Source organism: Arthrobacter glycogeni (assembly GCF_054510815.1).
Map to the genome: position 1 here is coordinate 51,649 of NZ_JBTNDV010000005.1, position 26,017 is coordinate 77,665.

Genomic DNA, 26,017 nt, shown 5'->3' on the forward strand with positions numbered 1-26,017 from the left:
CAGAGTGTCCTAAAACGGTGAGCCCGCCTATCTCTGCGTATCTTTTTTGCTGGGTCACATGCGGCTAAAATTGGAGAAGTTTTCAAATTCGGCGCGGTTGGCTCACTGCCTCGGGAGTCGGCGGCCGTAAGAAAGGGCGAGAAGGATGCTGTCCGCGTTGCGCACCCCCAGTACACGGACTCTCTACCCCGCCGCTGCCGCGTCGTCGTCGTCGTTCAGATCAAAGCGCAACGATGACTGACGGAACGGTATCCGGGCTGGAAGAGGTGTGTTGCACCTTGTGTGCATCCTTTCTTGACGCACTGCCGGTGTCTGGGGCCGCTCTGTCCGCATTTGGCGGTTCCATGCAGGAAACCACTCTATGTGCGAGCGATGCCCTCTCCGCCCGGCTGGATGAGCTGCAGTTCGACTTGGGTGAAGGACCTCGATGGACTGCCGTCCGTTCCCGCGCGCCGGTGCTCATTCCCCGGGTGCGTTCGGAGTCCCATGAGGACTGGCCGGTGTTCGGCAACGCTTTGCTCGAAACGGACGCGCAAGCCCTCTTCATTTTCCCGCTGGCTATCGGCGCAATGGACATTGGGGTGGTCGAACTGTACTGCGACAGTCCGGGACCACTGAGTGGACCTGATCTTTCGACAGCGCGATCTCTTGCCGACGGTGCGGCGTGGACTTTGCTGCGTAGCATCCTGGCATTGGACCCCGACGACGGCGAACACCAGTCTGCTTCGTTGATGTCCCGGCGGGAAATTCATCAGGCGACCGGGATGGTGCTGGCGCAGACTGGCGGCTCTGCCGCTAGTGCTTTGCTGATCCTGAGGGGCCACGCGTTCGCCAACGGGCTCACCCTCCGCCAAACCTCCGACGCCGTGTTGGATAGGAGGCTGAACTTCACCCCCTCCATGCCCTGATGGAAGTAACGGATCCTTGGTACCATGTTTGCATGGACATGGCAACCCGCTCGAGCCGGGTCAGCGCCGCCTTTGTTAAGATCGCCGATACCCTGGTCGGTGATTACGATGTGCTGGACCTGCTGTACACGCTGGTGGAGCAGTCCGTGGAACTACTCGATGCCACGGCCGCTGGGTTGATGCTGGCTAGCCCTGACGGGGTGCTCCAGGTGCTGGCATCCACCAGCGAGGAAAGCCAGCTAGTTGAGGTGCTCCAGCAGGAATCCGGCGCAGGGCCCTGCGTTGAGTGCTACACCACAGGGGTCCCGGTCACCGTCCGCGACATCGCTGGAACCAGAGACCGCTGGCCTGAGTTTAGGGACGCAGCGACGGCGCAGGGCTTCCGTTCAGTACACGCCTTCCCGATGCGTCTACACGGCAGGACCATCGGGGCAATGAACCTTTTCCGGACGGACGTCGGAGAGCTCACCGACGAAGACGTAGCGATTGGACAGGCGCTAGCTGACGTGTCAACCATCGGGATCCTGCAAAAGCGCCTGGTCAGGGAATCCGAAGTCGTCAACGAGCAATTGCAGGAGGCCCTCAACAGCCGGATCCTTATCGAACAAGCCAAGGGCATGATCGCTCACCTCCAGGACGTCGACACAAACGAGGCTTTTCACCGCCTTCGAAGCTACGCGCGGACCAACAGGCGAAGCCTCCATGAAGTAGCAGAAGCCGTACTGAACCGCACGCTGATCATTTAGCGCTCATGTTGGCGGGGCCGCCGCCGGTGCCCGAGCACCGAGGCTCTTGATCAGATGGTTAGAAAGTTTCCACGGAGCGCATCACTTTGGGGACGGCGATCATCGCAGCGGCATCGCGCCGGTCAAGTTCTTCGGTGAGGAATTCTTTACGGAATTCCGTTTCCGGGTCAGGGGTACCAAAGGCCCGGTATTCGGCATCCAACGCCCGGTGTATCCGGCTGTTCAGTACCTCGACCTCCGTGTCGTCGAGACTGGTGAGGTCCACGGGGAACGGATCTTCAGGTGAAAGCAAGCTCTTGTAGTTCATTTGTCATTCATCCTTTCAATGCGTCGTGATGGTCTAACGGGAATTCGGTAATTGGGTGGTTGCTACGGGTCCTTTATACAGCCCCTGTGCGGGGGTTTCTTAGGTTGTGGCCGAAAAACTTCTCGGGGTCGCTCGAGGCGCGGGCGCCGGACTTGATCCACGCTGCGAAGGCTGCCGGGTCGCGGCGCTGCAGTTCATCCAGGCAGTCGCCGCGGAGGACTCCGAAACGGTTCAGCTCATGCGCCGTGCTGGCGCGGATCACCACGAGGTAGGTGCAACGCCACGTCCGGCACAGGTCAGCATCACTAAGTTGGTGAACCGGCTGGGAGTAGCGGTCCAGCTCAGGTCCGAGAGGGGCAGTGATTTGGTCGGGCGGTAGGGCAGTGGTTGCGCGTGAGACGAGGGGCCGGTGCACCGTGCCCAGGCGCCGGTGATAAAAGCAAATAAGCGGCGGATAGGTGGCCGCGGCGAACAGCGCCAGAACCAGAACCATGCTCCCGAGAAAGGCCATGAGTCCGGCCGCACCGACCATGACGGCCGTGATCAGCCCTGTACGGATGGCAACCGGACGCAGCAGATTTTGCTTCTCTCCGGGCTGCCGGGAACGCAGAGAAGCGACGCCTACCAAAGCCGCGGCGACCGCGACGATACCCGCCCAGATCAGGCCAGCGAGAGGAAGGATGAGCAAGCCGATAACGACCCCGATTGTCAGCACGCTACCCCAGATCGCTGTCCAGGCTTTCCTGTAGGTTTCCACCCTTGTTCCTCCTTCCGTCCCCTTTGTCTCGGTCTACTACGCATTCGCGGTCCCGGGGCCGTTCGAGGTAGTGCCGAGCGAATGCCGCGACATCAGCCGCTTCGGCGCCGCCAAAATCGACCGAGACACGCTGACCGCGCGCGAATCGTCCGGTGCGCCGTGTGGTGGGTGCACAGACCGTTTCCAGAACGGGCAAATGGGAGGTGGACGGGATGACGGTCGCCGCGGCTGACGCGCGCAATATCTGTGGATCCCGAGGTTGGATCTGACGCAGGTTACCCGTCAAAATCATATGAACTGTCCCCTTGATAGCAGCCATCTACTTGGCATGCTGCCGGGGACCGGGGCAACAATATAAGCATGCTTTGTAATACTGCAAGCTGTCAAGACATGATGCGAAAGACACTCTGTAGAATCGCTGACCCACCTGTCGAGGGATCGAACCTTCACCGACTTTCGGTGATCTACCATCGTCGCGCGCACTCGCCCCACCGACCGCCGTCGAAATCCGTCACCAACCAGGGAAGCACCTGATGGTCGTTCAAACCCTTCTGCGGAAAGACTGTTGGGATCACCTGGAACGGTATGCGGCGCCGCTGAGCGTCGCTATGCGGAGGCCCTCAGTGGCTCGAGGGCGACTAGGACGAGGTCGAGGCCGAAGATGAACTCCTCCCCAGGGTCGTAGCCGGCAGCGACGAGCGCCGCGGCTGACTCGTTGAGGTAGGGGAACTCGTCAGGAGGGAGCTGGGGCAGGAAGACGTTCTCGGCCATGTCCGCGAGCTCATCAGCGGTGTCGAACGGCAGGCTGGCTTCCTGCAGGGCGTAACCGTAGACAAGGCTGTCGAGCAACCAGTTGGCATGCGTCGCCATCAAGACCGGGAAGCCAGCCCTCCTCAGGCAGGCGGTGACCGCTTCGTGGTGGCGGAGGTTCGCGGGCCCCGGCGATGTCCGCGACTCCATCAGGCCGATCGCCCACGAGTGGCGTGCGAGAACCTGTCGGGCGGATACCGCCCGCCGTCGCATCGCCGACTGCCAGTCGGTGTCTTCGGGCGGGAGCTCGATCTCCTCGAACACGATGTCGATCATGGCGTCCAGCAACTCCTCCTTGCTTGCCACATAGTGGTACAGCGACATCGCGCCCGCGCCGAGTACGCCAGCCAGCCGGCGCATGCTCAGCCCGTCGACCCCTTCGCGGTCGGCGAGCCGGACCGCCTCGACAACCACCCGCTGCTTGCTCAGCCCCGCGTCTGACGCGCCCTGGCGTTGTTCCCTCGCAGACACGGTTCTCTCCTTCTTTCTCGAAACCCTTGACACTAGTACAGCGTACGAGCATAGTGTAGCGTACACCGTAAGACGTACGGTGTACGAGCCAGTGAGAGTCGCAGCTCGGAGATGAGGAGGCCCTTGTGGGAAACGAACAGCGATCGAATGCCGGAGCACGCCCGGTGCCGGGGGCGAGTCCGGCCGGGGCGGCGACGATGCGGGCCGCCGTCCAGCACCGCTACGGCCCGCCTTCAGTGCTCGAGTCGTCCGAGGTCGGGCTACCGCTACCCGGTCGAGGCGATGTGCTCGTCCGGGTGGGCGCGGCCTCGGTACATCCTGGCGACTACTTTGTCATGACCGGTGAGCCATACGTGGTGCGCCTGGCGTTCGGGCTCCGGCGGCCGCGCCACGACATCCCTGGCATGGACCTCGCTGGCGTGGTGGCAGCGGTCGGGAGGGATGTCAACTCCTTCCACCTCGGCGACGAGGTGTTCGGCTGGAGCACCGCTGGAACGTTCGGGGAGTACGCCTGCGTCCCGGCGGACAACCTCGTGTCCGTGCCTGCCAACCTGTCGGTCATGGAGGCGGCAGCGGTGCCCACGTCGGCTATGACGGCGTTGCAGGCATTGCGCAACATCGCGAACGTTCGACCGGGCCAGACAGTGCTGGTCACGGGCGCGTCGGGCGGCGTGGGCTCCTTCGCCGTACAGATCAGCAAGGCGTTTGGCGCCGAGGTGACGGGTGTGTGCAGCACCCGTAACGCCGACCTGGTCCGGTCTCTCGGTGCCGACTACGTCGTTGACTACACGAGGACCGACTTCACCCGCACCGAGAAGCGCTACGACGTCATTCTCGACAATGTGGAAGCCCAGCCCCTGGCGGCTGTCCGCCGGGCACTGACGCCCACCGGCACCCTGATCCCCAACAGCGGACGCGGCGGACGCTGGCTCGGCCCCCTCGGTCGGGTCGTCAAAGCGCGCGTGCTATCCGGGTTCACCCGTCAGCAGCTGAAGCCCTTCCTATCGGTCGGGAAGCACGAGGACCTGCTCACCTTGGCCGGATTGCTCACGACCGGGCAGGTCACTCCCGTCATCGACCGCACCTACCCCCTCGACAAAACAGCCGATGCCCTCCGCTACGTCGGGGCCGGCCACACCCGAGGGAAGGTCGTGATCACCGTCTGACAACCGGATCGACGAGAACGACCCAACCCGTGCGTATAAACGCCCAGGCCTGCCGCCACTCCGGTGGACGGACCGCTCCTCTCGAAAGAAGAACCGATGACCATACGAACGAAAACCCCGACCCTGCTCGACAACCCACCGATCCCTGTGCAAGCCAAGATCGCTGCAGCCTGGATCAGCTTCATGTTCCTGTACGCCTACGTGGACATTATCGCCTTCTTCAAGCCCGGCGTCATCGATGACATCCTGGTCGGCGTCGTCTTTGAATTCGACATCAGCCAGACGTTGCTGACCACCTTCCTTGCCCTCATGGCGATCCCGATCCTCATGATCGTGCTGTCAATGACGCTGCCGGCCCGGGCGAACCGCATCATGAACCTCATCGTGGCCTCGATACAAATCCCCTACGCGGCATTCAACGTGGTGGGCGAGTCCTGGACGTACTACTACGGCCTCGGCGTAGCACTGGAAGTGCTGCTCCTAGCCTTCATCCTGCGCTCCGCCTGGACCTGGCCCCGCACCGCCTCGCCAGCAACCACGCCGACCAGCCCGGCCCGTCAGGCCCATCGCGTCCAATAGCAAGCGTGAACCCAAGTCCAGTCCCCGTCCTGTTCCGTTGCCCGCCGCACGCGGTGGGTGACATCAAATTCCAATCAGTTCCACCACGAGAAACCCAGGATAATCACCATGAACACCCACCCAACCCAAACCTCCGGGCAGTACAGTCCGCCGGCCGAAAAAATGAGTCCGCCGCACATGTTCATTCTCGTCACCGGAGTTCTGCTAGCCGCAGGCTCGATCGGCGTCGTCGCCAACTCGGGACCCGTCCTCGCAGTGATCGCGATGCTGGTCGTCGGGGCATCCCTTGTCATCGCCGGGGCTGCCGGTCTTGGTAGGGGGATGCTCTCCTCATCCAGCCGTGGAATCAACGCAGACGCCGGAGGAACCTATCCAGCGCGGCTTGAGGGAGAACTGGATCCCAATCTCTCGCGGTGGATGTGGCTGGTTAAGTGGATTTTGGCGATTCCCCACTACATCGTGCTGGCCATCCTCGGGATTGCCTTCGTGATGGTCACCGTCGCCGCAGGCGTGATGATCCTGTTCACTGGCCGTTACCCGGCGTCGCTCTTCCAGTTCACCGTCGGCGTCATGCGCTGGAACTGGCGGGTCGCCTTCTACGCCAACGGTGTGATGGGCACGGACCACTATCCCCCCTTCACCCTGGCGCACACCGATTACCCGGCCTCCTTCGACGTGGCATATCCGGAAAAACTCTCGCATGCGCGGGTCCTGGTCAAGTCCTGGCTCCTCGCACTGCCCCATCTGCTCATTGTCGGGGTGCTCACCGGCAGCGTGTGGGCCTCCTCAGCCGAGGGAGGCACCAACGGGATGTCACTGTTGGGTCTGCTCGTGTTCATCACCGCCGTGATCCTGCTGTTCACCGGTGTCTACCGTCTGGGTCTCTTCAACCTGATCATGGGCATCAACCGATGGGTCTACCGGACCATCACCTATGTAGCCCTGATGCGCGACGATTACCCGCCCTTCCGGCTGGACCAGGGTGCACTCGACCCACCCCCACAGTCCGCCCTTTCCAGACCAGGTCCGGCCCAATGAGCACTCCAGTCCTGGCAGTCCGTGACATCCGCAAGTCCTACGGACACGGCACCGCACGCTTCAATGCCCTCGAAAGCGTGTCGCTGGAAATTCGGGCGGGCGAATCGCTCGCCATCGTCGGTAAGAGCGGCTCCGGGAAGTCAACTCTGATGCACTTGCTTGCCCTCTTGGACAAGCCCGACGGCGGCGCGCTGCTCGTTCAGGGTACGAACGCGGACGAACTCAGTGTGAAGCAGGTCGGCCGACTCCGCAACGAAGACTTCGGATTCGTGTTCCAGCAGTTTTTTCTCACACCCAACGCTTCCGTGCTTGAAAACATGGTTCTGCCCTTGAAGATCGCGGGAGTCGAAGCCCGGGAACGCAAGAACCGTGGAATAGCTGTGTTGAAGCAGCTCGAACTCGACGATAAGGCGAAAAACTAGGCCATCACCCTCTCCGGCGGGCAAAAGCAGCGCGTGGTGATCGCCCGCGCTTTGGTGAACAATCCGAAAGTGATCTTCGCCGACGACACTTCGACTCAGTATCGAGCGAGGAGAATATTGATGTGCTCCAGGCAGACCTCGCAGAGCAAGGCTATGCGGTTGTCACGGTGGCTGACCAGGTCGGAATCATCCAAACCGTCATCAGCGGAATCATTGGCGTACTCAACGCCTTTGCCGTGATCGCATTGATCGCCGCGGGCTTCGGGATCATCAACACACTGCTCATGAGTGTGCAGGAACGAACTCGTGAAATCGGGCTGATGAAGGCCATGGGGATGGGAGGTGGACGGATCTACGCCCTGTTCAGCATCGAAGCCGTGTTCATTGGCTTCCTCGGACGCGTCATCGGAGCCCTTGCAGCGATCGGAACCGGGGCGATCGCCAACAATGTGCGCGCAGGCTCCGTGCATGCCGAACTTGAGGGACTTGAAGTTCTCCGGTTTGCACCTCTACCTGTGGGCGCCATCATCCTCCTGGTCATGCTCATCGCCTTCCTCGCCGGCACACTCCCCGCCCGACGGGCATCACGTCAAAATCCCATCGACGCCCTGAGGTACGAATGAGAAGCTAAACTCGCTAACGACGCCCCAATGCCGCTTCGGCGGCGTCAACGAAAGTATCGAATAAGGCGGCGGATGGCGGCAGCACCTGAGTCATCAGGGTAATGGCTACCCCCTGGTCGGGCCAGCTATACCAAAGCGTGCCCAGACCGCCACCCCATCCGTAACGGCGGCCAGGAGGCCCCTGCTTTACCCCTACGCCATATCCCCAACCACCTCCGTCGAGGAAGGCTTGTGCTGAGGGACCTGATCGCTGCTCGGCGGTGAGCTGATCGGTTGTCATGGCCTCTGTCAGTTCAGGAGACAACAGCCCGCCGCCGTCGTCGAGCAGCATGCCGGCGAAGCACAGCATGTCACCCGCTGTGGACGCCAACCCGCTCCGGGCGTCGGGGAACGCTGGCGCCGTCGACCAGCGGCTCTCATCGACGCTGTCAAAACTGACCAATCCGTTCTCACCTCTCATGTACGAGGGCACGAGGCGTCCGGGCGCGGCAACGAACGCCGTCTCCGACATGGCAAGAGGCGTGAACAACCGCTCACTCATGAGCACGTCCAGCGAACTCCCTGCCGCACGGGCAAGTACCACCCCCAGCAGCGCATACGCGAGCTCGTAACGCCACACTGTCCCCAGCTGCTCGAGCAGCGGCAGGGTAGCGAAGCGGGTCACCCACTCTGCGGGTGCAGGCATCGCCTGCGGATCGGGTGGGCCGAATCCCAAAGCGGCGGCCCAAGCGGCCTCGACGGCCGGGCAAGGGCTTTCAAACACAAACCCGAACCCCATTCGCATGGTCAGTAGATCCCTGAGGGGGATCGCGCGATGGGCTGGCTCGGTGTCGTCGAGTGGCCCGTCAAGTCGATTCAGGACGCGGCGGTCTGCCAGTTCGGGAACAAAAGCCTCAACGGTATCGTCGAGGTTCAGCACCCCGTCCTGAATCAAGAGCAGAGCGACCGCGGCGAGCATCGGCTTCGTAATGGAGCTGATGCGCATGAGCGCGTCGACGGGCATCGCGCGGGCTCCCCCGGGTTCGGTCTTTCCGACCGCCGCGAATGTTTCGTCGCTTCCATCCAGAACGCCCACCACTGCGCCGGGCACGACGCCCTCCTCCACCAGCAAACGAATCGTATTGATGAGCTCCTCGGCATCCATGCGTCGATCGTACAGCGGCCGAATTCAGACGCTGACAGGTTCCTGACCTCAGGGGTGGACGGGCCGGGCGGTGTTCCGCTCCAACGCGACCACGTCCCGGCCAAATGACACACACAGCACCGCGAGCGCGGCACCAGTCACCAGCGTCGCGCAAGCCACCGGCACCACCGGGATCAGTACCACCACCAGCACCACTGACTGGGTGGCAGCTATTAACCGGCGGAATTGGCTGAACTCCAGCTCGCGCCTGAGCGCGGGACGGAACCAGGACGCCGCGACATACAGGTACCGCATCAGCCCGATCAGCAACGCCCACCAGCCGAGGGTCAGCGCAACGGGAATGGACAGCACCAGGAGCAGGATGGCGTCGGTCTCCATATCAAGGCGAGCGCCCGCTGGAGAGGCTGTGCCGGTCCGTCTGGCCACCGCTCCATCCACGGCGTCCAGCAGCACCGCCGGCGCAGCCAACAGCACCAGCCACCAGGACCGGGTGGGGACCGTCCCCCACAGCGACAACACCACGATAGTGGCGCACCCACCCGCAAGCACCGCCCGGAACAGGGTGACCCGGTCAGCTGGCCCGGAATAGGACGGCCGGCGTCGCACGACGCTGAGCGCAGCGATGGTCACCAGCGTCAGACCGGCCACCACCGCCGCCAGGTTGGTCACATCCCGGGAATCGTTCAGCGCTAGCAGCGTGACGCCGACCCCGATCGAGCCGAGGACTGCGCTCGCCGCATCGAACAGGGCCCGCCTGCTGACCTGAGCCACCGGATTGCCTGTCGAACTAGGCGAGCGAGTTCAGTTTGTCCCGCAGACCGTTCAACGCGGGATCGCGCAGGCCGTTCAGTGCTGGCTTCACGAAGGGCTCAGCAATCCGGCGAAACCCTTTCAGCTCAAACTCGGCGGTATAGGTGACGTCACTGCCCGATCCGGATGGCACGACGTCGATGGAATCGAACGAGACCAGCGTCTTGTTCTCGCCGCGCAACTTGATGTGGCCTTCGCGCAGTTCGGTGACCTCATACTCGATCGGCTGCCGCTTCCCACGGAACTCCGCCTCCGCGTGATACCGGTGACCGACAGCCACGGGGCCAATGGAACGCTTCTCCACCACTGGAGTGCCTGGATCCCATTCGCTGGTGTGCTCAAACTCGGAGAGGAAGGCGAAGGCCTTCGACGGCGAGAGGGGTGTGCTGATGGTTCCCTTGACAGTGATCATCTACCCAGCTTACTGACGGACTTTGGCAAATGGTTAGGAAACGTCGTGTCGACGCCGCAGGGCATAATCAAGCTATGGACAGCACCTCTTGTGAGCAGAGCCAATCGTACTGGACCACCGGGCCCGGCCACGGCGAACTGCGCACCGCTCCCCTGCCTGCGCTGGCACCCGACGAGGCGTTGGTCCGCACCCTGTATTCGGGGATCAGCAGAGGCACCGAAACGCTGGTCCATGACGGACACATCCCGCCCGAGGTGGCCGCCCGGATGGAGGCCCCCTTCCAGGAGGGTTCCTTCCCCGGCCCCGTGAAGTACGGCTACCTCTCCGTCGGCGTCGTGGAAGAAGGACCCGCAACCCTGGTGGGCCAGCGGGTCTTCTGCCTCTACCCTCACCAGGACCTGTATGTGGTTCCGGTTGCGGCGCTTACCGTGATTCCCGACGACGTCCCGAGCGAGCGCGCCGTGTTGGCTGGCGCCGTCGAGACGGCGGTCAACGCCCTGTGGGATGCCCGACCCTGCATGGGCGACCGGATCGCCGTCGTCGGCGGCGGCATGATCGGTGCGACGCTGGCGATGCTCCTGCGCCGGTTCCCGCTGGACCGCCTCCAGCTGGTGGACCCGGATCCGTCCCGCGCCGACCTCGCTGCGCAACTGGGGGTCGACTGGGTGCACCCGGACGATGCCCTGGGCAACTGCGACATCGTGTTCCACTGCTCCTCCACAGCCCCCGGCCTGGCTCTGGGGCTTGGCCTGCTCGGCGACGAAGGCGAGGTGATCGAGCTGTCCTGGTACGGCACCCACGAGCCCCAGGTGCCGCTGGGTGCGGACTTCCACGCCCGACGCCTCAGCATCAGGGCCAGCCAGGTGGGAAGCATCGCCGCGCCGCGCCGCGCCCGCCGGACCCACCAGGACCGGCTCGCTGCCGCCCTGGACGCCCTCAAGGATCCGGCGTTCGATGCGCTGCTCAGCGGAACGTCGCAGTTCGAAGACCTCCCCCATGTGATGCGCGACCTTTCCAGCGGTACCCTGTCCGCCGTCTGCCATGTGATCGCCTACCCGGGCGCCGACGAACCCGCAATCGAGATCCCGCCATCGCCGCGGCCACCCCCTCCCTCAGGAGCCCCATGTATCGCCTGACCGTCCGCGACCACGTGATGATCGCCCACAGCCTGCCCGACCCCTTCTTCGGACCCGCCCAGGGGCTGCATGGGGCCACCCTCGTAGTGGAGGTGACATGGCGGCGTCGTGAGCTGACGGAGCACGCGGTGGTGATCGACATCGGCGAGGCGACCGCCATGCTCGGCGAGGTGTTGAACGGCCTGCGGTACCAGAATCTGGATGAGCATCCCGACTTCGACGGCGTCCTCTCCACGACCGAAGCTGTTGCCCGGTATATCTCGGACCAACTGGGCAAGCGCTTCGACACGGTGCTATTCGCCGGGCTGGATGTCGTGCTCCGCGAACACCCCGACGCATGGGCTGGCTATTCGGTGGACTTCACACCAGCCGACGCCCCACGCTAGCCGCGACGTGGAGCTGGGTCTGGTAGTTCCCCGCGGTCTGCCAGGACCGAGCGGCGGCAGCGTCTACAACCACTACCTCGCCGCCGCCCTCGGCGAGGCCGGACATCTCGTGGCGATCTCCCCGGTAAGAGGCAACTGGCCGAATGCCACCCCCGAAGACCATCGGGCGCTGACCCGGGCGCTCCGCCAGGAGCCGGTGGTGGTGGTCGACGGGATCATCGCGTCCGCGGCTCCCGAGGCGATCCGCACCGCCGTCGACGCCGGGACCACCGTCTGGGTGCTGTTGCATCTGCCGCTCCCAGCAGAGACCGGCCTATCCGAACAGGAGATGACCGCTTTTGCGGCCTCCGAGGAAGCGGCGCTGCAGCACGCGAGCGGTGTGATCTGCACCAGCGTCTGGGCCCGGGATGATCTGCTCCGCCGCTACCGGCTGGATCGGGTACACGCGGTGCCTCCCGGCACCGAACCTGCGGCGGTGGCAACGGGTAGCATCCCCCCGCATCTGCTGCTGCTGGGGTCCCTGACGCCCCGGAAGAACCACCCGATGGTGCTGGCGGCGCTCGCCGACGTTACCGACCTGCCGTGGACCGCTGCTTTCGTGGGCGGCGCAGGTCAGCAGGGCGGCTCCCACGTCGCGATGTTGCAACACCTCGCAGACCGCTTCGAGCCCGGCCGCATCACCTTTCCGGGGGTACTGCAGGGTCCCGAGCTCGACGCCGAATGGAACCGGACGAACCTGGTGCTGTTGCCGTCGGTGGCTGAAACCTTCGGCATGGTGGTCACCGAGGGGCTGGCCCGCGGGATCCCGGGCGTGGTCGGCGCGGGCACCGGCGCCGTCGAGGCACTCACCGGGGGCGCTGCTGGCAACGCTTTCGATCGTGGCGCCGTTCGCGCGTGCCCGACGCTGCCGGGCGGCGTCGTCGACCCTTACGACCCGGACCAACTGGCCGGGCTGCTGCGGGACTGGCTCACCGACCCGGCCCTGCGCCGATCCTGGCGGGACGCCGCTCTGCGCCGCCGCGATACACTGCCGACATGGGCCAAGACCGCGACAACACTCCTGAGAATCATTCATCGGTGACCAACCCCGATTCCGACGCGCCCCGGCCGATCAGCAGCGGCTGGCTCACCCTCCGTCGCCCCGCCGACGAAGCCGCCCGGCAGTCCAGCCTGCCGCTCATTGCCGAACTGCAGGCTTTCCTGACCCAGGGTTCACTGCCCGACGGCGACGACGCCCGTACGATCCGGGTTTTCGATCTCGGAGCGGGTACCGGAGCCAACCAGGCGTGGCTGGCCCCGCAGCTGGCCCTGACCCAACCGGCCCTGACCCAGCATTGGACCCTGATTGACCACGACCCGGATCTCCTGGAGTACACGGCGAGCGCCCCAGCATTCGACGGCGTCGCCGGCACGGAAGCCGTGGTTGCCGGGATAGATGACCTCGGGCGGATTCTCGGCGAAGGTCCGCCGGCTGACGGGCCCCGGATTGTCACCTGTTCAGCGCTGCTGGATCTGCTCACCCCGGCGCAGCTCCACACTTTGTGCGCGGCGCTTGCCGAAACGAGAACCGCCGCGTTGTTCAGCCTCAGCGTTACCGGGGTAATGGCCATCCACCCCGCGGATCCCCTGGACGGCCTCCTCAACGACACCTTCAACACCCACCAGAATCGCGGGGGTCGCGCAGGACCACGAGGCGTTGATCTCACCGCCCGGTTCCTCGCTGATGCCGGGTTCGCCGTCACCACGGTGGAGACACCGTGGGAACTCACGGGCAATCATTCCCAGCTCATTGAACGGTTCCTTGGCGACCGGGCCGATGCCATCCGTGAGGAAAACCCGGCCCTAGCCGACGACGTGGGGCAGTGGCTCTCCCGTCGGAGCGCCCAGGCCGCTGACGGCTCGCTACGCATCACGATTGGGCACCGGGACCTGCTGGCCCTCCCTCCGCAGCAGTGACGCGCCGGATCTGGCTGGGGATTCTCCAGGCGGCCTGCGCCGCGGCGGTCATCTACTACCTCGTGCTGACCTTCGGGACCGCGCCGTTCGCTGCCGGGACGGAGGCTCTCACCGCCCCCTCGATCGCCGCAGCGCTGCTGCTTGGCCTGATCGGGACCGCCGCCCAGGCACAACGCTGGCGGCTGGTGTCCAGCGGATTCGCGATGCGGCTACCCCGAAGTGGCGCACTCGTCCAGTGTTATGAGGCGTCGTTCCTGAACTCGGTGCTACCCGGCGGGCTCGCCGGCGACGCCATTCGCACCGCTCGGCAACGCTCAGCCCACCACTCCAGCTGGCTCGACAGTATCGGCTCGGTGCTAGGCGAACGCCTGGCCGGCACCGTGGTGGTACTCTTTGCCGCTGTGACCGCACTTCTCACCACCGACTGGCGGCTCGCGGCAGCTGTTGCCGCCGGTGCGGTGCTGGTGCTCCTCGCCGCACGACCGTCCTTGCGGCGGCTTCCCGGTCGGGCCGTCGCCGCGGTGTGGGCTCTGTCGGTACTGGGGTGGGCGTCGTATGCGTCCCTGTTTGCCGTGTCGGCCGCGCTGACGGCGCCCCACCTGGACACTGCCGACGTCGTCGTTCTCGCAGCGATCTGCCTGGCCGGCATGTCCATCCCCCTGAATCTGGGCGGGTGGGGTCCGCGCGAGGGAGTCGCGGCGCTGGCGTTCATCATGACCGGCTACCCGGGCGCCCTCGGACTTGAGGTGTCGGTGGGCTACGGGTTGCTGGCGCTGGTATCGGTGCTGCCCGGCGCAGCCCTGCTGCTGGTGCTGGCCGTGCGTGGGCTCTTACGCAACAGAGGCGGAAACCGCAGCCGAAAAGTCGAACTCGGTGCAGATATCCCGGCCAAATTCGAAGCGCCTTACGGGAGCGGAGAGAGCGCCTGAGAGCGCGTCGCTCCCCGTGAAGCGGATACCCGGCACGCCGTCGCCCACCAGGATGGGTGCGCAGGTGAGGTACAGCCGGTCGAGCGCACCCGCCTCAAGGAAACGCGACACCGTGTGCCCGCCGCCTTCCACCAGAACCCGCGGGTGGCCGAGCTCCGCCAGCAGGTCAAGAATGCGGCGTGGCTCGAATTCTTCGGCGGACAGGCGCCTGACGCTCACCTGAGCGGCAAGGGCTTCCGGGATGACCGCCTTGTTCCCGACCAGCCAGAGAGTGGGGGCTGCACCATCGGTCAGTACCAGGGAGCCGCGAGGGATCCGGCCCTGAGGATCAAGCACCACCCTGACGGGGTTCGTTCCTGCAACCGTGCGGACGGTGAGCTGGCAGTCGTCGGACGCGACTGTCGACGCGCCGATCACGACGGCGTCCACGAGTGCCCGGAGCCGGTGCAGGTGTTCGCGGTCCTCCCCGCCAGTGACGAACCGGGCATCGCCGGTGCGCGATGCGATGAATCCGTCCAGGCTCTGCCCGAGCTGGCCGATCACCAGCCGTCCGTCCGGGCGGATCGCCTGAACCAGGGGGCCGTACCGGGCGAGCAGGTCGGCTCCGAGGCCGTGGACCGACCCCCGCGGGACAACTCCCTCGGTGAGGTGGCGCCACACATCCTGGGCGGGTTCGCGGTCGTGCCTCATCCTGGCACGTTTGGTGGCGATATAGCCGGCGTTCTCGGGGCGCTGCGCAACGTTCAGCCCACTGCGTGAGGCGACGGTGATCCCGCCGCTTTCCAGCGCCTCCTGCTTGGCGGGGTTGGAGGACAACAGCCGGATGCGGCTGACACCGAGGTCGAGTAGGATCTCGGTGCTCTGCTGGTAGTCCCTGGCATCGACCGGGAGCCCGAGAGTGGTATTGGCGTCCACTGTATCCACGCCCTGGTCCTGCAGCGCGTAGGCACGAAGCTTTTCGAGGAGGCCGATCCCCCTGCCTTCATGGCCCCTGACATAGATGACGACGCCGGTGCCCTCCTCGCTGATGCGCCGCAGCGACGCATCCAACTGTTCGCCACAGTCGCACCGGTAGGAGCCGAGCGCGTCTCCCGTGAGGCATTCGGAGTGGACCCTCACCAGCGGCACGATCCCCTCAATGTCACCTCGGACCAGCGCTACGTGCTCGTTTTCCTGAGCGTCGCGATAGCCCACCATCCGGAACACGCCGTAGCGCGTCGGCAGTACCGTTTCTACAACACGTTCTACCTGAGAGGCGCCCCAGCCGGGAGCCGAACTGATCGACATAGACCTACAATAGGCGACCTGCGGGAGAGAAGATCCTGCAATCCGCTACCGGCGATATTGTCATGGACTCGTCACTGCCAGCAGGAGTCCCCTACACTCGAATAAAGAAAGCCTGCTGATTATTGCCTTGATCCTCTGAGATCACTATCGTCAGCAACAGGAACCGGCCGCGCGCCCGGGACGTTGAACCCGAGAGCTAGGCCATCCGGTGAGGACCGGACGCGCCGGTGATGCAACACGGGCAGCCCGCTGGGGTGCTGCCTCCATTCGAGCGTAAGGCAGCATGGAACCGCAACGGGCATCACCGGACACTGGACGCCGCCTGGCACGGTCATCTACTGCGCGAGCTGGCAGCCTCGCGGTCGTGGTTGATTCCCCCGACGCCGCCCCACCCGCCCGTCGCCGGATCGAGAGCTCCGAGCAGCGACTCTCTGGCCTGGAAGCCCTGCGGCACCCGCTGGTGCGTGCGGTCCTCGATGCCCGCGAACTATGCGAACGCACCGCCACGCCTCCGCTCCCTGCTGAATCCGACCTCCCGGCACAGGCCGCCACGCCGACCTTCGGGCAGCTACTGCTGTGTGCGGCGGTCAAGGATCTCGAAGAGCTCGATGACCGCCTGCATGAGGCACGGCTCGGAGCCTAGTCAGCCAAATGGCGGCCTACCCGTCGTCTTCGGTGTCAGCTTTAGAGCCGACGACGGTGAACGTTTCGTCGAGCTGAACGTCAACTTGTGAGCCGTCGCCTCTGGTCACCTCGACTTCGTAGTAGCTTTCTTCGTCGCCGATCTCGGTGCCTGTCACAGTGCCTTCACCGATGAACGTCAGCGCCGCGGACCCGGCCCGATTCAGCGCGTCGCCGGTTATCGCCGTCTCCGACGCATCCTCCTCCATGTTTCCCGCGACGGCCACCGCGCCACCCCCGCCAACAAGTGCGACGGCAACGGCGACCGTGGTCATGATTCTTTTCCGTGTTCCTGGTTCCATGATTGATTTCCTCCTTCGATTGTGGACAATACTCTTCAGATGCTGACGCTCGGCTGACTAGGGACTGCCGAGCGGGCCCAGACCGGTCCCCGCCGCCACCGTGTCAATAGCGACTAGCTCCTCACGTCCTGAGCCGCCAGCGGCTCCGAGTGCGAGTACCGGACCAACCCCCGTTGCGTAAAACTTGACCTGGCCGACGTCGGGTTCGATAGTGATCGTGTCCCACGTCATAAGCACATCGTCGAAATGGCCAGCGGGGGTTTCGGCCATCGCCTTAACGCTGAGAACTTCACCGTTATCTTCGGCTCCACCGGCGAGGTACTCCTGGCGGTATGCCATGCCGACTGCGGGTTTCGCGGGCACCGCGATTCCGGGCAGTGCGCCGTTCACGCCAGCCTCAAACGAGCCGGCGCGGGACGCCAGCTTCCCGTTCTCAAAATCGGCGGTGTCTTCGCCGAGGTACCAGATAGCTCCGGCGGCGTCCTGCGCGTACCAGTCGATCGTGTCCTCCACGATGACGTCGCCCCGCCGGACCGTGTCGCGCACTACCCGGGCCGTCACGCCGTTGGCGATCTTCTTCGTCTCAGAAGTGACGATGACCGTGACACGCAGGGTGTCTCCGGTACCGCCGACTTCGCGGTAGCTCCACTGGGTGCCTGGCTTCATCGGCCAGTACGGATTGTCGATGTCAGTGGTAAAGGTCGACGGGTCAAGCGTCACAGGCTGGTCCCCTACCGGGAGGGCTGCGGATGCTTGGTCAGGTGACGTAGTCGACGCCGACGGGGCGACGCCCGCGCACCCGGTGACCTCTGCGGCCATCAAGGTGCTCAGTCCGACCGCTACGATCGTCTGCCGTGTTCGATTTTTTATGGTCTGCTCCAATCTCCGGCGAAACGGCCGGTCCGACTTCCATAGTGGGTCCGGGGTGCTGACCCGTTCCTGAACCACGACAACCGGAAGTTCAGGCTGCCGTCAGGCCACCAAATTTAAGGTGGCGATGCGCTGCGCCGCCGGCGTTGCGGATCTATCATGGTCGGTATCGGCAGGAGGGAGCCCGGAAGGTGAAGGTGCTCATCGTCGATGACGACATCCAACTGGCGTCGATCGTCGCGCGTGGGTTGACCGCCGAAGGTTTCCTGGTCGAAACGGAACACGACGGCCCCGGTGGCCTGTGGCGGGCAACCGAGGGTTCCTTCGACGCGATTGTCCTCGACATTATGCTCCCCGGCATGAACGGGTTCGTGGTGTGCCGCGAGTTGCGGCGCGCGGGATGCTGGACACCGATCCTCATGCTCACCGCCAAAGACGGTGAACTCGACGAATCGGAGGCGCTGGACACCGGAGCAGACGACTATCTGGTCAAACCATTCTCCTTCGTGGTACTCGTGGCCCGGCTGCATGCCCTGCTCAGGCGGGGAACCCGCGCACCGACGCCGGAATCGGTCGGCAATCTGTCCGTCGACGCGCGGACCCGACGGGCGCACGTCGGGGACCGGGAGGTGCCCTTCACTTCCCGTGAGTTCGAGGTGCTGCACTACCTGATCCGTCACGCCGGTGAGTCCCTGTCCAGGCACCAGATCATCGAAGGAGTCTGGACGGACTTCTTCGACGGAGATCCGAACATTGTCGAGGTCTACATCGGCCGCTTGCGGCGAAAGCTGGAGACGCACAGTTCAACGGCGCGGATCACGACCCTGCGGGGCGCAGGCTATCGAATCGAGGAGGGCTGACGTGCTCGCCGGCATCCGCGGCCGAACGACCGCCGTCGTAACTGTCCTGGTGCTGGCGGTACTTGCACTCGCCGGATGGGCCCTGATCACGGCGCAGCGCGTGGTGCTCACCGAATCGGTTGACGAGACGCTCACCGTGCGTGCAGCGACGGTACTCGCGCAGGCCCAGTCCGCCGCCTCCCCGACAGTGTTGCCGCCGGCCGGCGATGAGGACTCCTTCGCGGTGATTCTCAATCCTGCAGGGACCGTGATTGCCGCCACAGCGCGTGGCACGGGAGGAATCCGCCTGGTCGCGCCCGCGGTGGATGCGGCAGTCTTCACCACGGTAATTGCGCCCAACGACGGCGAGCCCTACCGGGTGCGATCCGAGCAGCCAGGCGACGTCGTGGTCCACACCGCCACCTCGATGGACGACGTCAACGAAAGCGTGGATACCCTCTCGGTGGGGCTCCTCGTGAGCGTGCCACTCACCGCCGCCCTGCTCGGAGCAGGGGTGTGGCTGCTCGTCGGGCGTGTGCTGGAGCCGGTGGATTCCATCAGACGCGAGGTGGCGGGTATCGGGTCGGAGACGCTGTCCCGGCGGGTCCCCGACCCGCGCACCGGCGATGAAATCGCCCGGTTGGCGGCCACCATGAATGGCATGCTCGACCGGGTCGAGCGGGCCGCGAAGCAGCAGCAGCAGTTCGTTGCGGACGCATCCCATGAACTTCGCAGCCCCATCGCCAGGATGCGTGCGAACCTCGACGTGCAGATCGCCCACCCGGAACTCACCGACGAGGACACCGAACGCACCAACCGGCATGGCGACCTCATCGCACTTGAGCGGCTGGTCGACGATCTGCTGGCCTTGGCGGCAAGCGGCGACCCGCAGGCCGCTCCGGGTGCCGAGGTGGTCGACTTGGATGACATCGTCTTCCGCGAAGTGGCTGCGCTACGCGTGGCACATCCCACGGTGTCGGTGCAGACCCGTGCCGTCGGAGCGGCGCGGGTTCTTGGCCGGCCCGCACGGCTGGCCCGGATGGTGCGCAATCTCCTGGAGAACGCGGCGGCGCACGGGGCTTCGCCGATCCGTGTGGCGCTGACGACGGAAGCTGACGACTTCGTGCTGGAGATTACCGACGCCGGTCCTGGTATCCCGCCGGAGGATGCTGAGCGAGTCTTTGACCGCTTTGTCCGCCTCGACGACGCCCGCACCCCCGCGGCAGCAGGCGTGGGTCTGGGCCTCGCCATCGTCCGCGCAGTGGTCGCCGATCACGGCGGGTCAGTGACCGCACAGAACCTGGCTCCGGGGCCGGGAGTACGGTTCGCCGTCCGCCTTCCCTCCCTGCAGAACTCAGAGGAACGCTGAGAATCACCCGCGTGAGACGCGTCCCCTGAGGGCGGCAAAGGCCAGCGCGAAGCTCGTGGCACCGACCACGAGAATTGCCGTGAGTCCCGGCCAGAGGTCCGCCCAGATCCACCCGTCGGTGAGCAACGACCTGAGGGAGGCGAGGAGGTAGGTGATCGGATTGTAGTCAGCGATTGTCGCAAGCCAACCGGTCAGGGCCTCTTTGGGCAGGAACGCGGTGGTGAGGAACGCGAACGGGAAGAACAGTAGGAATGATGAGTTGACCGCCGCCGGGCTGCCGGTGCGTAGCGCGATAGCGTAGGGGAACCCGGTGAAAGCCAGGCCCCAGAGGCCGGCGATAACCACGAATCCGATCACCCCGAGCAGGCCGGTGGCGAAGTTGACGCCGACGATGACCCCGAGGATGAGGACCGGCACGCACAGGGCCATGACCAGCACAAGATCGGCGACCATCAGGCCCAGAAGGAGCGCCGAACGGCGCATCGGGGTGAGGAGGAGTCTGTCGAAGTAGCCGCTGCTGATGTCAGTCACCAGTCCGCTTGCCCGTGACACCCCGGTTACCGCGAAGACGATGGCCACGGGCAGCTGGAAGGCTCGGAAGTCCTCGACTCCGGTGGCCTGCGCTACCGGTTCCAGGGCGCCGATGTTCACGATGAAGAAGAAGAGCGGGATCAGGAGGGCGGGGATCACCGCTGCTGGTTCCCGCGGTATCGCACGGAGCGCCCGCCCCGCCACGGAGGTGAGGTCACGGATGAATCCAGCACTTTTGGGTTCGATCCGGGAGGCTCGCGTCGATGTGGTCGATGTTGCCATTAGGACTCCCGTGATTGTGGTGGAACTGAGGCGCCGACGGCGGGCGAGGTCGAGGTGGTGATGTGCTCGCCGGTCACGGACAGGAAGACGTCGTCGAGTGAGGGCCTACGCAGGGACAGTTCGAGAACCTCAACCTCGTTCACTTGAGCCAGCGCCACCGCGATGGGGCTGATCGCTGAGGGTCCGTCGGACACGCTGAGCGTCAGGGTTGTCTCATTTACTTCGATGCGTTCGACCAGATCAAGGGTTTCCAGTGCCCGCCGCGCTTTCAACGGTTGACCGGCAATGCTGACAGTGACCACATCCGTACCGATCGTGCGTTTGAGCTCGGTTGGCGTACCTTCGGCAACCAGTGTGCCCCTATTGATGATGCCGACCCGATCGGCGAGTTCGTCCGCCTCCTCGAGGTACTGGGTGGTGAGGAAGACCGTCACTCCCAGCTCTTCGTTGAGCCTTCGTACCTCCTGCCACACTTTGGCCCGGCTGACCGGGTCAAGGCCTGTGGTCGGCTCGTCGAGGAAGAGCACTTCGGGATCGTGAACGAGCGCCAAAGCAAGGTCCAGCCGGCGCTTCATTCCGCCCGAGTAGGTGCCTATTCTGCGATTGAGCGCCTCCCCGATATCCACCAGTTCGGTCAACTGGCCGACCCGGGCTTTCGTTGCTTTGTCGGACAGCCCGTAAAAGCGCCCCTGAAGAGCCAGCATTTCGGCCCCGGTCTGCATATCGTCCAGGGCTGCTTCCTGCAGGGCGACACCGGCGCGCAACCGCACCTGCCCGGGTTGGGACTCCACATCGTATCCAGCTACCGTCGCGCGACCCGCTGAGGGTTTCAACAAGGTGCACAGGACACGTGTAAGCGTCGATTTGCCTGCCCCATTCGGTCCGAGAAACCCATAGATTTCGCCCCGTCTCACCGCGAGGCTGACGCCGTCGACGGCGACCACATCGGCGAAGCGTCGTACTACAGCTTCGGCGCTAATCGCTATTTCACTTGTTGCCATGCCAGCCTCTTTCCGGGACGGACCGATAGGGCCGCGTCCGAGGATTGCGGTCTGTCGGGTACCTAAGAATAGGAGTCGGGTTAAACCGAGGCAAGACCCGCCGATTTGGCGCCGTGTCTCCTGGTTCGCACATGGTTTAATTTAGCTCCTAATGCATTTAGTTTAGTAGCTAACCCATCTAGTGGAAGGGCAGGACCGAGAATGGACAAGACAGTGGCGACACTCGCGGTATTTGGCGGTTCGGGTAGGACAGGCCGCTTGGTGATTGAGCAGGCGCTTGCTGCCGGTTACGCGGTGCGCGCGTTGGCGCGGTCGGGATTATCGATTCCGCAGACCAATTCGCGGCTCACCGTCATCGAGGGCGATGTGTTGGATGCCAAGGCGGTGGCGCGGGTGATTGACGGTTCGGACGCCGTGATCAGCGTCTTTGGGCAGGTGAAGGGCTCCCCCGCCTTTCTTCAGACCGATGGAATTCGCAACATCACCGCGGCCATGGCCGGGCACGGGGTGCGCCGTATCGTGTCGCTTTCCGGCGGCGGACTTCCCGACCCTGGGCACGACCGCCCCAAAATGCCTGACCACATCATCCGCACCCTGCTGAAACTACTTGCACCAAAGGTTCTCAGGGATGCCAAGGAGCACCTGATTGTCCTGCAGGAGAGCGGCCTGGACTGGGTTGTGGTGCGCGGTCCGCGGCTGCTTGACCAACCGTATTCTGGCCGGTATCGCGTGGGATGGGTGGGTGTCAATGCCAGCACATCGATAGGGCGAGCGGATCTGGCTGAATTCATTGTGCGCCAGGTTACTGACGAGACTTACCTGCATCAGCTTCCCCTGGTCAGTCGCTGATGGCGGGTGGGACGGCATCGGATCGGGACAAACACCTTGCTCAGGCGATCGACGCTATCGGGTCGCTGACTCGTGACTTCGCCGCGGGAGGCACCTACCCGTTCCGGGAACGTCGGCTTGGCCGGGCGCAGATGAACCTGCTGTATCAACTATCCCGTTCTGAAGGGCTAGGAATTGGAGGTCTGGCTGCCGCCCTGAATGTCACCAGCGGTGCCGTCAGCCAGACCGTCGAGGCGCTCAAACGGGCAGGACTTGTCCGGGTGGAGGTTGATCAGGCAGACGCGCGCGCCCGGATCGTCACCCTCACCGACCGGGCGCGGGACGAGGTTGATGACTTCCAGCGTGGCTACCAGGAAGCGCTCGCCCCCCGCTTCGATGCGCTGTCGGCGGCCGAGGTCCGCGAACTTGGGCGGCTCCTGCGCCTTGTCCGACCAGCGGCTGGACCCGGGACCCCGTGAGGTCAACGCTCCTGTGCGGGCCTCGCCTCTGCCGGGTATGTCTCCAGACCCCCTCGCGGGGGAGAACTGGCGTTAGGTGCAGCGGTAAACCTCTCGTATGAACGTCCCGCCCTGAGTAACTCTCGCTCATTCCTCCTCGTCATTGGCTCGAACGAATCGGCGACTGGGCCGCCGGACCGGCCCGCAGAGCTACGCCAGGTCCCGGTGACGCGGCCGTTCGTCACCACGGTGGGCCTGAACACCCCGTTGCCGCCGGGGACTATGCGCTGCGCGTACTCAGGTGCGAGCACCGGTGAACGATCCTGATAGCCGATCACATACTCGTCGAACGCCGGCAGGAGGTTCAGGCCCGCCGTCCGCGGTAGGTCCTCGGAGCGCGCCGTTTCCACCCAATAGGTGATGTCGTCACAGATCAGCTCTGTCAGGTGGCTGCGGGCCAGTGCCAATCCAACTTTCGCGTCGGCGACCGTCAGCTTGGACCACCAGACAAAATCCCGGAGTGTGGCCGGACCGTGCCCGGTGAAGTACCCGAGGACGAAACGGCCGAGCGCTTCCTCTCGGTCCGGCTCGGCGCCGGATGGCGCCCACTCGTCGAGTAACACCAGCGCCTGCTGGGTGCCGGCGGGTGGACCCCAGCAGAGAGTGCCGGTCTGTGCGAGATACCAGATCAGGTGGTAGCCGCGTTGGCTGGCTGTGTCGATGCCCGCCACATTGAGCGCGGAGAGGAACTCGTTGCGGCCCAATTGTCCGCCGCCGGCCAGCACCGTCCGGGCGACAGCGCGTGCTCGCTCGAGCGTCACCTGGTCAAGCCCCAACTCCCGGCGTCGGGCAGCAGCGCCGGCAAGCAGACGGTCTGTGGTGAGACTGAGAAACCAGCGTAGATCGGCCGGCAGCACAAAGTGCAGCGTGCCGCGCATGGGCCACGACCGCACGACGTCGCCGCGTTCGAGCGCCGCAAGGACATCGCCCCGGGTTAAGCCTGGCGACCGTAGACCGACAGCCCACAGGGCCTGGTTGAAGTCCTGCGCCTGCATCGCCAGCAGCCGCCCGACGACGTCGCGAACCGGTGGCCGGGCGCCGTCGTCGTTCCGGATCAACTGGGCGGAAAGACGTAACTGGAGCAGCCGTTCCCGGTCTACCGTGTTACTCATTCCGCCCGTCCTCCTGTCTACTGCTGGGATGGCCTGTCAGCGTGGGATCGAACTATCCTCGCGGTTGACGCTCCGCAGCGGCCCACATCAGGCGCTTCTTCAAGACGCACCCTCCGGGTGAATGCTGCGCGTCTCCGAACGGCGATTGCGCCCCCGCACCCAGTCTGAGGGGTAGACCTTCGGCAATACCTTCGAGGCGGCCAGCGCCGCATACATCACCGTATTGATGGCGACAAAGGCGGCAAGAACCGCGAACACCTCGGTGTGCACAATTGATTCGGGCAACAAAATCCCGGTGGGCAACTCGACAACAGCCGTCTTGATCATCGACCGACCTCCAGGGACTGGTTGTGAGGTTCGGGGGTTTCGTGGGTGACATGTTTCCAGGCCGCCTGCCTGCCGACGGCGATATCCAGGATCCCCTTCACGTAGACAAGGTTCAGGACCGTATCGAACAGCAATTCGGGAAACAGGGTCGCCGCGAGGATCCGCGCCCGCCACCCGCCCTTCCAGACCGTGACAACCCGCTCAACCATGAAGAGCGCCCCGAGTCCCAGCCAGAAGGGGAACCAGATCCAGTTCTCCAGTGACAATAGCGCCAGCAGGATCAGCAGGAGATAGGAGCTGAGGGCAATGACCCCGTAGCCGATACCGAGTTGTTGTGCCCAGTACCGCATGGTCTGTGACCTCAGACCGTATGCGCCTAGGTTCTCCAGCGCGCCGCGCTGCCACCGTAGCCGCTGGGCCCACAGGGTCCGCCAGCTGGGCATCAGCTCGGTGACCACAGTGCATTGCGCGGGTGACACCATCTGGGCGCCGAGAGACTTCAGCGCGATTGTCAGTTCGTTGTCCTCAGTCAACGCGGCCGTGTCATACACCATGCCGGGCGCACCCGGGATCGACTGGCCCCGGCTCCCTGCCACGGTGCGAAGGGCGACGGGACGGAACATCGAAGCGGTGCCGGTCAGTACGAACACACGGCCCCGCCGTCGGCGAATCTCGCGCCCGTACCGGATGTACTCGTTGCGTTGGAACTGCCCTAGCAGACCGTGACCATCCTCGCCGTAGAAAAGGCCACCGATAGCCATCAGGGCCCTGTCATTGGTGAACCGCGCGATGGCTGCCTCGATGAAACCGTCGTCGAGCCTGGTATCAGCATCCATCACCATGACGACGTCGTTGTCCTTCTGGCCCGGCAGGAGTTGTGCCAGCACCTGGTTCAGCGCGCCAGCCTTCTTGTGCTCGTTGTCCACTGAGAGGAATAGCTCGACGCCTGCGTTGCGGGCGATGTCGGGAGTTGAATCGGTGCAGTTGTCGGCCACGACGATGACACGGTCTGGCGGGTGGGACTGGGCGAGGAGCGAGGCGATGGTCGATGGCAAGGAGATTTCCTCGTTGTGAGCGGGGATCAGGACAGTCACCGTGACCGGACCCGCATACACTCCGCGAGTAGCTGCCATCACAATCTTCGGTGCCAGCGGAGCGGCTGCGGCGTCATCTGAGCGTCGTGACCTCGAAGAGATTCGCCGTTCGAGCAAGGCGACCCCGATAGCGAGCAAGAGGGCCATAGCCACTGCCGTCAGGATCACGCGTAGCGCAGGCGCTTCGGCATCGTAGAGGACACGCCAGAATCCCAGGACGATACCCTCGGAGGGTTCATCACGGACTTCAGGGTCACCACTGGCAACTGCAAACCACAGCAGCGCGGCGGCACCACCGGCCAAGACCGCAATAACAATGCCAACCCAACGCTGAAACCGGTTGCTCCCCATGCAAAAACGGTATCAGTCGACCGGT

The 26,017-nt window shown here is 64.5% G+C and carries 30 protein-coding genes and 1 pseudogene; 17 read left to right on the plus strand and 14 right to left on the minus strand.

The genetic code is table 11. The annotated features are described in order from the left end of the window. The first annotated feature begins 344 nt into the window (after positions 1-344). Both ACX80G_RS06935 and ACX80G_RS06940 read left to right on the plus strand, forming a co-directional pair. Positions 345-908: a GAF and ANTAR domain-containing protein gene (locus tag ACX80G_RS06935; protein ID WP_459306723.1), complete on the plus strand. Its 564-nt coding sequence runs from the start codon at positions 345-347 to the stop codon at positions 906-908. Positions 909-940: 32 nt separating this feature from the next. Then, positions 941-1,654 carry an ANTAR domain-containing protein gene (locus tag ACX80G_RS06940; RefSeq protein ID WP_459306725.1) on the plus strand — a complete coding sequence of 238 codons (714 nt, stop codon included), beginning with the start codon at positions 941-943 and terminating at the stop codon, positions 1,652-1,654. Between the two features lie 58 nt (positions 1,655-1,712). On the opposite strand, the gene ACX80G_RS06945 is transcribed toward ACX80G_RS06940, so the two are convergent. The 3 genes from ACX80G_RS06945 to ACX80G_RS06955 form a co-directional block, all read right to left on the minus strand. Next, on the minus strand, positions 1,713-1,961 hold the full coding sequence (locus ACX80G_RS06945) for a hypothetical protein (RefSeq protein ID WP_459306727.1): 249 nt from the start codon (positions 1,959-1,961) through the stop codon (positions 1,713-1,715). Positions 1,962-2,034: 73 nt separating this feature from the next. After that, positions 2,035-2,718 (minus strand): hypothetical protein, encoded by a 684-nt coding sequence (locus ACX80G_RS06950; protein ID WP_459306729.1) that lies wholly within the window; start codon positions 2,716-2,718, stop codon positions 2,035-2,037. Positions 2,719-3,324: 606 nt separating this feature from the next. Next, positions 3,325-3,999, minus strand: coding sequence for a TetR/AcrR family transcriptional regulator (locus ACX80G_RS06955; RefSeq protein ID WP_459306731.1), 675 nt, complete (start codon positions 3,997-3,999; stop codon positions 3,325-3,327). Between the two features lie 125 nt (positions 4,000-4,124). Here ACX80G_RS06955 and ACX80G_RS06960 point away from each other — a divergent pair, with 125 nt between their 5' ends. The 5 genes and pseudogenes from ACX80G_RS06960 to ACX80G_RS06980 all read left to right on the plus strand — a co-directional run bounded on the left by ACX80G_RS06960 (position 4,125) and on the right by ACX80G_RS06980 (position 7,827). Next, complete coding sequence (locus tag ACX80G_RS06960; protein WP_459306733.1) at positions 4,125-5,165, plus strand: NAD(P)-dependent alcohol dehydrogenase; 1,041 nt, start codon at positions 4,125-4,127, stop codon at positions 5,163-5,165. 96 nt (positions 5,166-5,261) lie between these two features. Then, positions 5,262-5,744: a DUF6326 family protein gene (locus ACX80G_RS06965; RefSeq protein WP_459306735.1), complete on the plus strand. Its 483-nt coding sequence runs from the start codon at positions 5,262-5,264 to the stop codon at positions 5,742-5,744. Between the two features lie 108 nt (positions 5,745-5,852). Then, complete coding sequence (locus ACX80G_RS06970; protein WP_459306737.1) at positions 5,853-6,782, plus strand: DUF4389 domain-containing protein; 930 nt, start codon at positions 5,853-5,855, stop codon at positions 6,780-6,782. Further along, positions 6,779-7,444, plus strand: a pseudogene (locus ACX80G_RS06975) (ABC transporter ATP-binding protein). Before ACX80G_RS06970 ends, ACX80G_RS06975 begins: the two are co-directional and overlap by 4 nt. After that, positions 7,327-7,827 (plus strand): ABC transporter permease, encoded by a 501-nt coding sequence (locus ACX80G_RS06980; RefSeq protein ID WP_459306739.1) that lies wholly within the window; start codon positions 7,327-7,329, stop codon positions 7,825-7,827. The pseudogene ACX80G_RS06975 and the gene ACX80G_RS06980 overlap by 118 nt, the downstream one beginning before the upstream one ends. Before the next feature lie 13 nt (positions 7,828-7,840). Here the strand turns inward: ACX80G_RS06980 and ACX80G_RS06985 are convergent, their stop codons facing one another. The 3 genes from ACX80G_RS06985 to ACX80G_RS06995 are packed head-to-tail and all read right to left on the minus strand — an operon-like array spanning position 7,841 to position 10,193. Further along, positions 7,841-8,971: a serine hydrolase domain-containing protein gene (locus ACX80G_RS06985; protein ID WP_459306741.1), complete on the minus strand. Its 1,131-nt coding sequence runs from the start codon at positions 8,969-8,971 to the stop codon at positions 7,841-7,843. Between the two features lie 48 nt (positions 8,972-9,019). Then, the gene (locus tag ACX80G_RS06990; RefSeq protein ID WP_459306742.1) at positions 9,020-9,742 is read right to left on the minus strand and encodes a CDP-alcohol phosphatidyltransferase family protein; all 723 of its coding nucleotides are present in this window, start codon (positions 9,740-9,742) and stop codon (positions 9,020-9,022) included. A gap of 16 nt (positions 9,743-9,758) precedes the next feature. Then, a complete protein-coding gene (locus ACX80G_RS06995) occupies positions 9,759-10,193 on the minus strand; it encodes an SRPBCC family protein (protein ID WP_459306743.1) in 435 nt (144 codons plus the stop codon). 74 nt (positions 10,194-10,267) lie between these two features. On the opposite strand from ACX80G_RS06995, the gene ACX80G_RS07000 reads away from it, so the two are divergent. Genes ACX80G_RS07000 through ACX80G_RS07020 form a run of 5 tightly spaced genes read left to right on the plus strand, consistent with a single transcriptional unit; the run spans position 10,268 to position 14,600 of the window. Next, positions 10,268-11,329 carry a zinc-dependent alcohol dehydrogenase gene (locus tag ACX80G_RS07000; protein ID WP_459306744.1) on the plus strand — a complete coding sequence of 354 codons (1,062 nt, stop codon included), beginning with the start codon at positions 10,268-10,270 and terminating at the stop codon, positions 11,327-11,329. Continuing rightward, entirely contained in the window at positions 11,317-11,715 is a 399-nt protein-coding gene (locus ACX80G_RS07005) for a 6-pyruvoyl trahydropterin synthase family protein (RefSeq protein WP_459306745.1), read from the plus strand. The genes ACX80G_RS07000 and ACX80G_RS07005 overlap by 13 nt, the downstream gene beginning before the upstream one ends. 7 nt (positions 11,716-11,722) lie before the next feature. Beyond that, on the plus strand, positions 11,723-12,796 hold the full coding sequence (locus ACX80G_RS07010) for a glycosyltransferase family 4 protein (protein WP_459306747.1): 1,074 nt from the start codon (positions 11,723-11,725) through the stop codon (positions 12,794-12,796). Further along, entirely contained in the window at positions 12,751-13,671 is a 921-nt protein-coding gene (locus ACX80G_RS07015) for a small ribosomal subunit Rsm22 family protein (protein WP_459306749.1), read from the plus strand. The genes ACX80G_RS07010 and ACX80G_RS07015 overlap by 46 nt, the downstream gene beginning before the upstream one ends. Continuing rightward, positions 13,668-14,600: a lysylphosphatidylglycerol synthase transmembrane domain-containing protein gene (locus tag ACX80G_RS07020; protein ID WP_459306750.1), complete on the plus strand. Its 933-nt coding sequence runs from the start codon at positions 13,668-13,670 to the stop codon at positions 14,598-14,600. The genes ACX80G_RS07015 and ACX80G_RS07020 overlap by 4 nt, the downstream gene beginning before the upstream one ends. On the opposite strand, the gene ribA is transcribed toward ACX80G_RS07020, so the two are convergent. Continuing rightward, a complete protein-coding gene (ribA, locus tag ACX80G_RS07025; RefSeq protein ID WP_459306751.1) occupies positions 14,502-15,887 on the minus strand; it encodes a GTP cyclohydrolase II in 1,386 nt (461 codons plus the stop codon). The genes ACX80G_RS07020 and ribA overlap by 99 nt on opposite strands. A gap of 364 nt (positions 15,888-16,251) precedes the next feature. On the opposite strand from ribA, the gene ACX80G_RS07030 reads away from it, so the two are divergent. Further along, positions 16,252-16,530 (plus strand): hypothetical protein, encoded by a 279-nt coding sequence (locus ACX80G_RS07030; RefSeq protein ID WP_459306752.1) that lies wholly within the window; start codon positions 16,252-16,254, stop codon positions 16,528-16,530. Positions 16,531-16,546: 16 nt separating this feature from the next. Here the strand turns inward: ACX80G_RS07030 and ACX80G_RS07035 are convergent, their stop codons facing one another. Together ACX80G_RS07035 and ACX80G_RS07040 are read right to left on the minus strand one after the other, a co-directional pair. After that, a complete protein-coding gene (locus ACX80G_RS07035; protein WP_459306754.1) occupies positions 16,547-16,870 on the minus strand; it encodes a PepSY domain-containing protein in 324 nt (107 codons plus the stop codon). A gap of 57 nt (positions 16,871-16,927) precedes the next feature. Next, positions 16,928-17,590, minus strand: a complete 663-nt coding sequence (locus tag ACX80G_RS07040; RefSeq protein ID WP_459306755.1) for a hypothetical protein — start codon at positions 17,588-17,590, stop codon at positions 16,928-16,930. Positions 17,591-17,931: 341 nt separating this feature from the next. Between ACX80G_RS07040 and ACX80G_RS07045 the strand changes: the two genes are divergently transcribed. Further along, positions 17,932-18,600: a response regulator transcription factor gene (locus ACX80G_RS07045; RefSeq protein WP_459306757.1), complete on the plus strand. Its 669-nt coding sequence runs from the start codon at positions 17,932-17,934 to the stop codon at positions 18,598-18,600. A 1-nt stretch (position 18,601) separates the two neighbouring features. Continuing rightward, the gene (locus ACX80G_RS07050; protein ID WP_459306758.1) at positions 18,602-19,948 is read left to right on the plus strand and encodes a sensor histidine kinase; all 1,347 of its coding nucleotides are present in this window, start codon (positions 18,602-18,604) and stop codon (positions 19,946-19,948) included. A gap of 3 nt (positions 19,949-19,951) precedes the next feature. Here ACX80G_RS07050 and ACX80G_RS07055 read toward each other — a convergent pair whose 3' ends face one another. Together ACX80G_RS07055 and ACX80G_RS07060 are read right to left on the minus strand one after the other, a co-directional pair. Next, positions 19,952-20,761 carry an ABC transporter permease gene (locus tag ACX80G_RS07055; RefSeq protein ID WP_459306760.1) on the minus strand — a complete coding sequence of 270 codons (810 nt, stop codon included), beginning with the start codon at positions 20,759-20,761 and terminating at the stop codon, positions 19,952-19,954. Continuing rightward, positions 20,761-21,762, minus strand: a complete 1,002-nt coding sequence (locus ACX80G_RS07060) for an efflux ABC transporter ATPase subunit, DrrA-related (protein WP_459306762.1) — start codon at positions 21,760-21,762, stop codon at positions 20,761-20,763. Before ACX80G_RS07060 ends, ACX80G_RS07055 begins: the two co-directional genes overlap by 1 nt. 201 nt (positions 21,763-21,963) lie before the next feature. On the opposite strand from ACX80G_RS07060, the gene ACX80G_RS07065 reads away from it, so the two are divergent. Together ACX80G_RS07065 and ACX80G_RS07070 are read left to right on the plus strand one after the other, a co-directional pair. After that, a complete protein-coding gene (locus ACX80G_RS07065) occupies positions 21,964-22,611 on the plus strand; it encodes an NAD(P)-dependent oxidoreductase (RefSeq protein WP_459306764.1) in 648 nt (215 codons plus the stop codon). Continuing rightward, positions 22,611-23,069: a MarR family winged helix-turn-helix transcriptional regulator gene (locus ACX80G_RS07070; protein WP_459306766.1), complete on the plus strand. Its 459-nt coding sequence runs from the start codon at positions 22,611-22,613 to the stop codon at positions 23,067-23,069. The genes ACX80G_RS07065 and ACX80G_RS07070 overlap by 1 nt, the downstream gene beginning before the upstream one ends. 2 nt (positions 23,070-23,071) lie before the next feature. Here ACX80G_RS07070 and ACX80G_RS07075 read toward each other — a convergent pair whose 3' ends face one another. The 3 genes from ACX80G_RS07075 to ACX80G_RS07085 all read right to left on the minus strand — a co-directional run bounded on the left by ACX80G_RS07075 (position 23,072) and on the right by ACX80G_RS07085 (position 25,992). Next, complete coding sequence (locus tag ACX80G_RS07075; RefSeq protein WP_459306767.1) at positions 23,072-24,220, minus strand: winged helix DNA-binding domain-containing protein; 1,149 nt, start codon at positions 24,218-24,220, stop codon at positions 23,072-23,074. A gap of 99 nt (positions 24,221-24,319) precedes the next feature. Continuing rightward, positions 24,320-24,547 (minus strand): hypothetical protein, encoded by a 228-nt coding sequence (locus ACX80G_RS07080; protein ID WP_459306768.1) that lies wholly within the window; start codon positions 24,545-24,547, stop codon positions 24,320-24,322. After that, entirely contained in the window at positions 24,544-25,992 is a 1,449-nt protein-coding gene (locus tag ACX80G_RS07085; RefSeq protein ID WP_459306769.1) for a glycosyltransferase family 2 protein, read from the minus strand. Before ACX80G_RS07085 ends, ACX80G_RS07080 begins: the two co-directional genes overlap by 4 nt. Positions 25,993-26,017 lie beyond the last annotated feature (25 nt).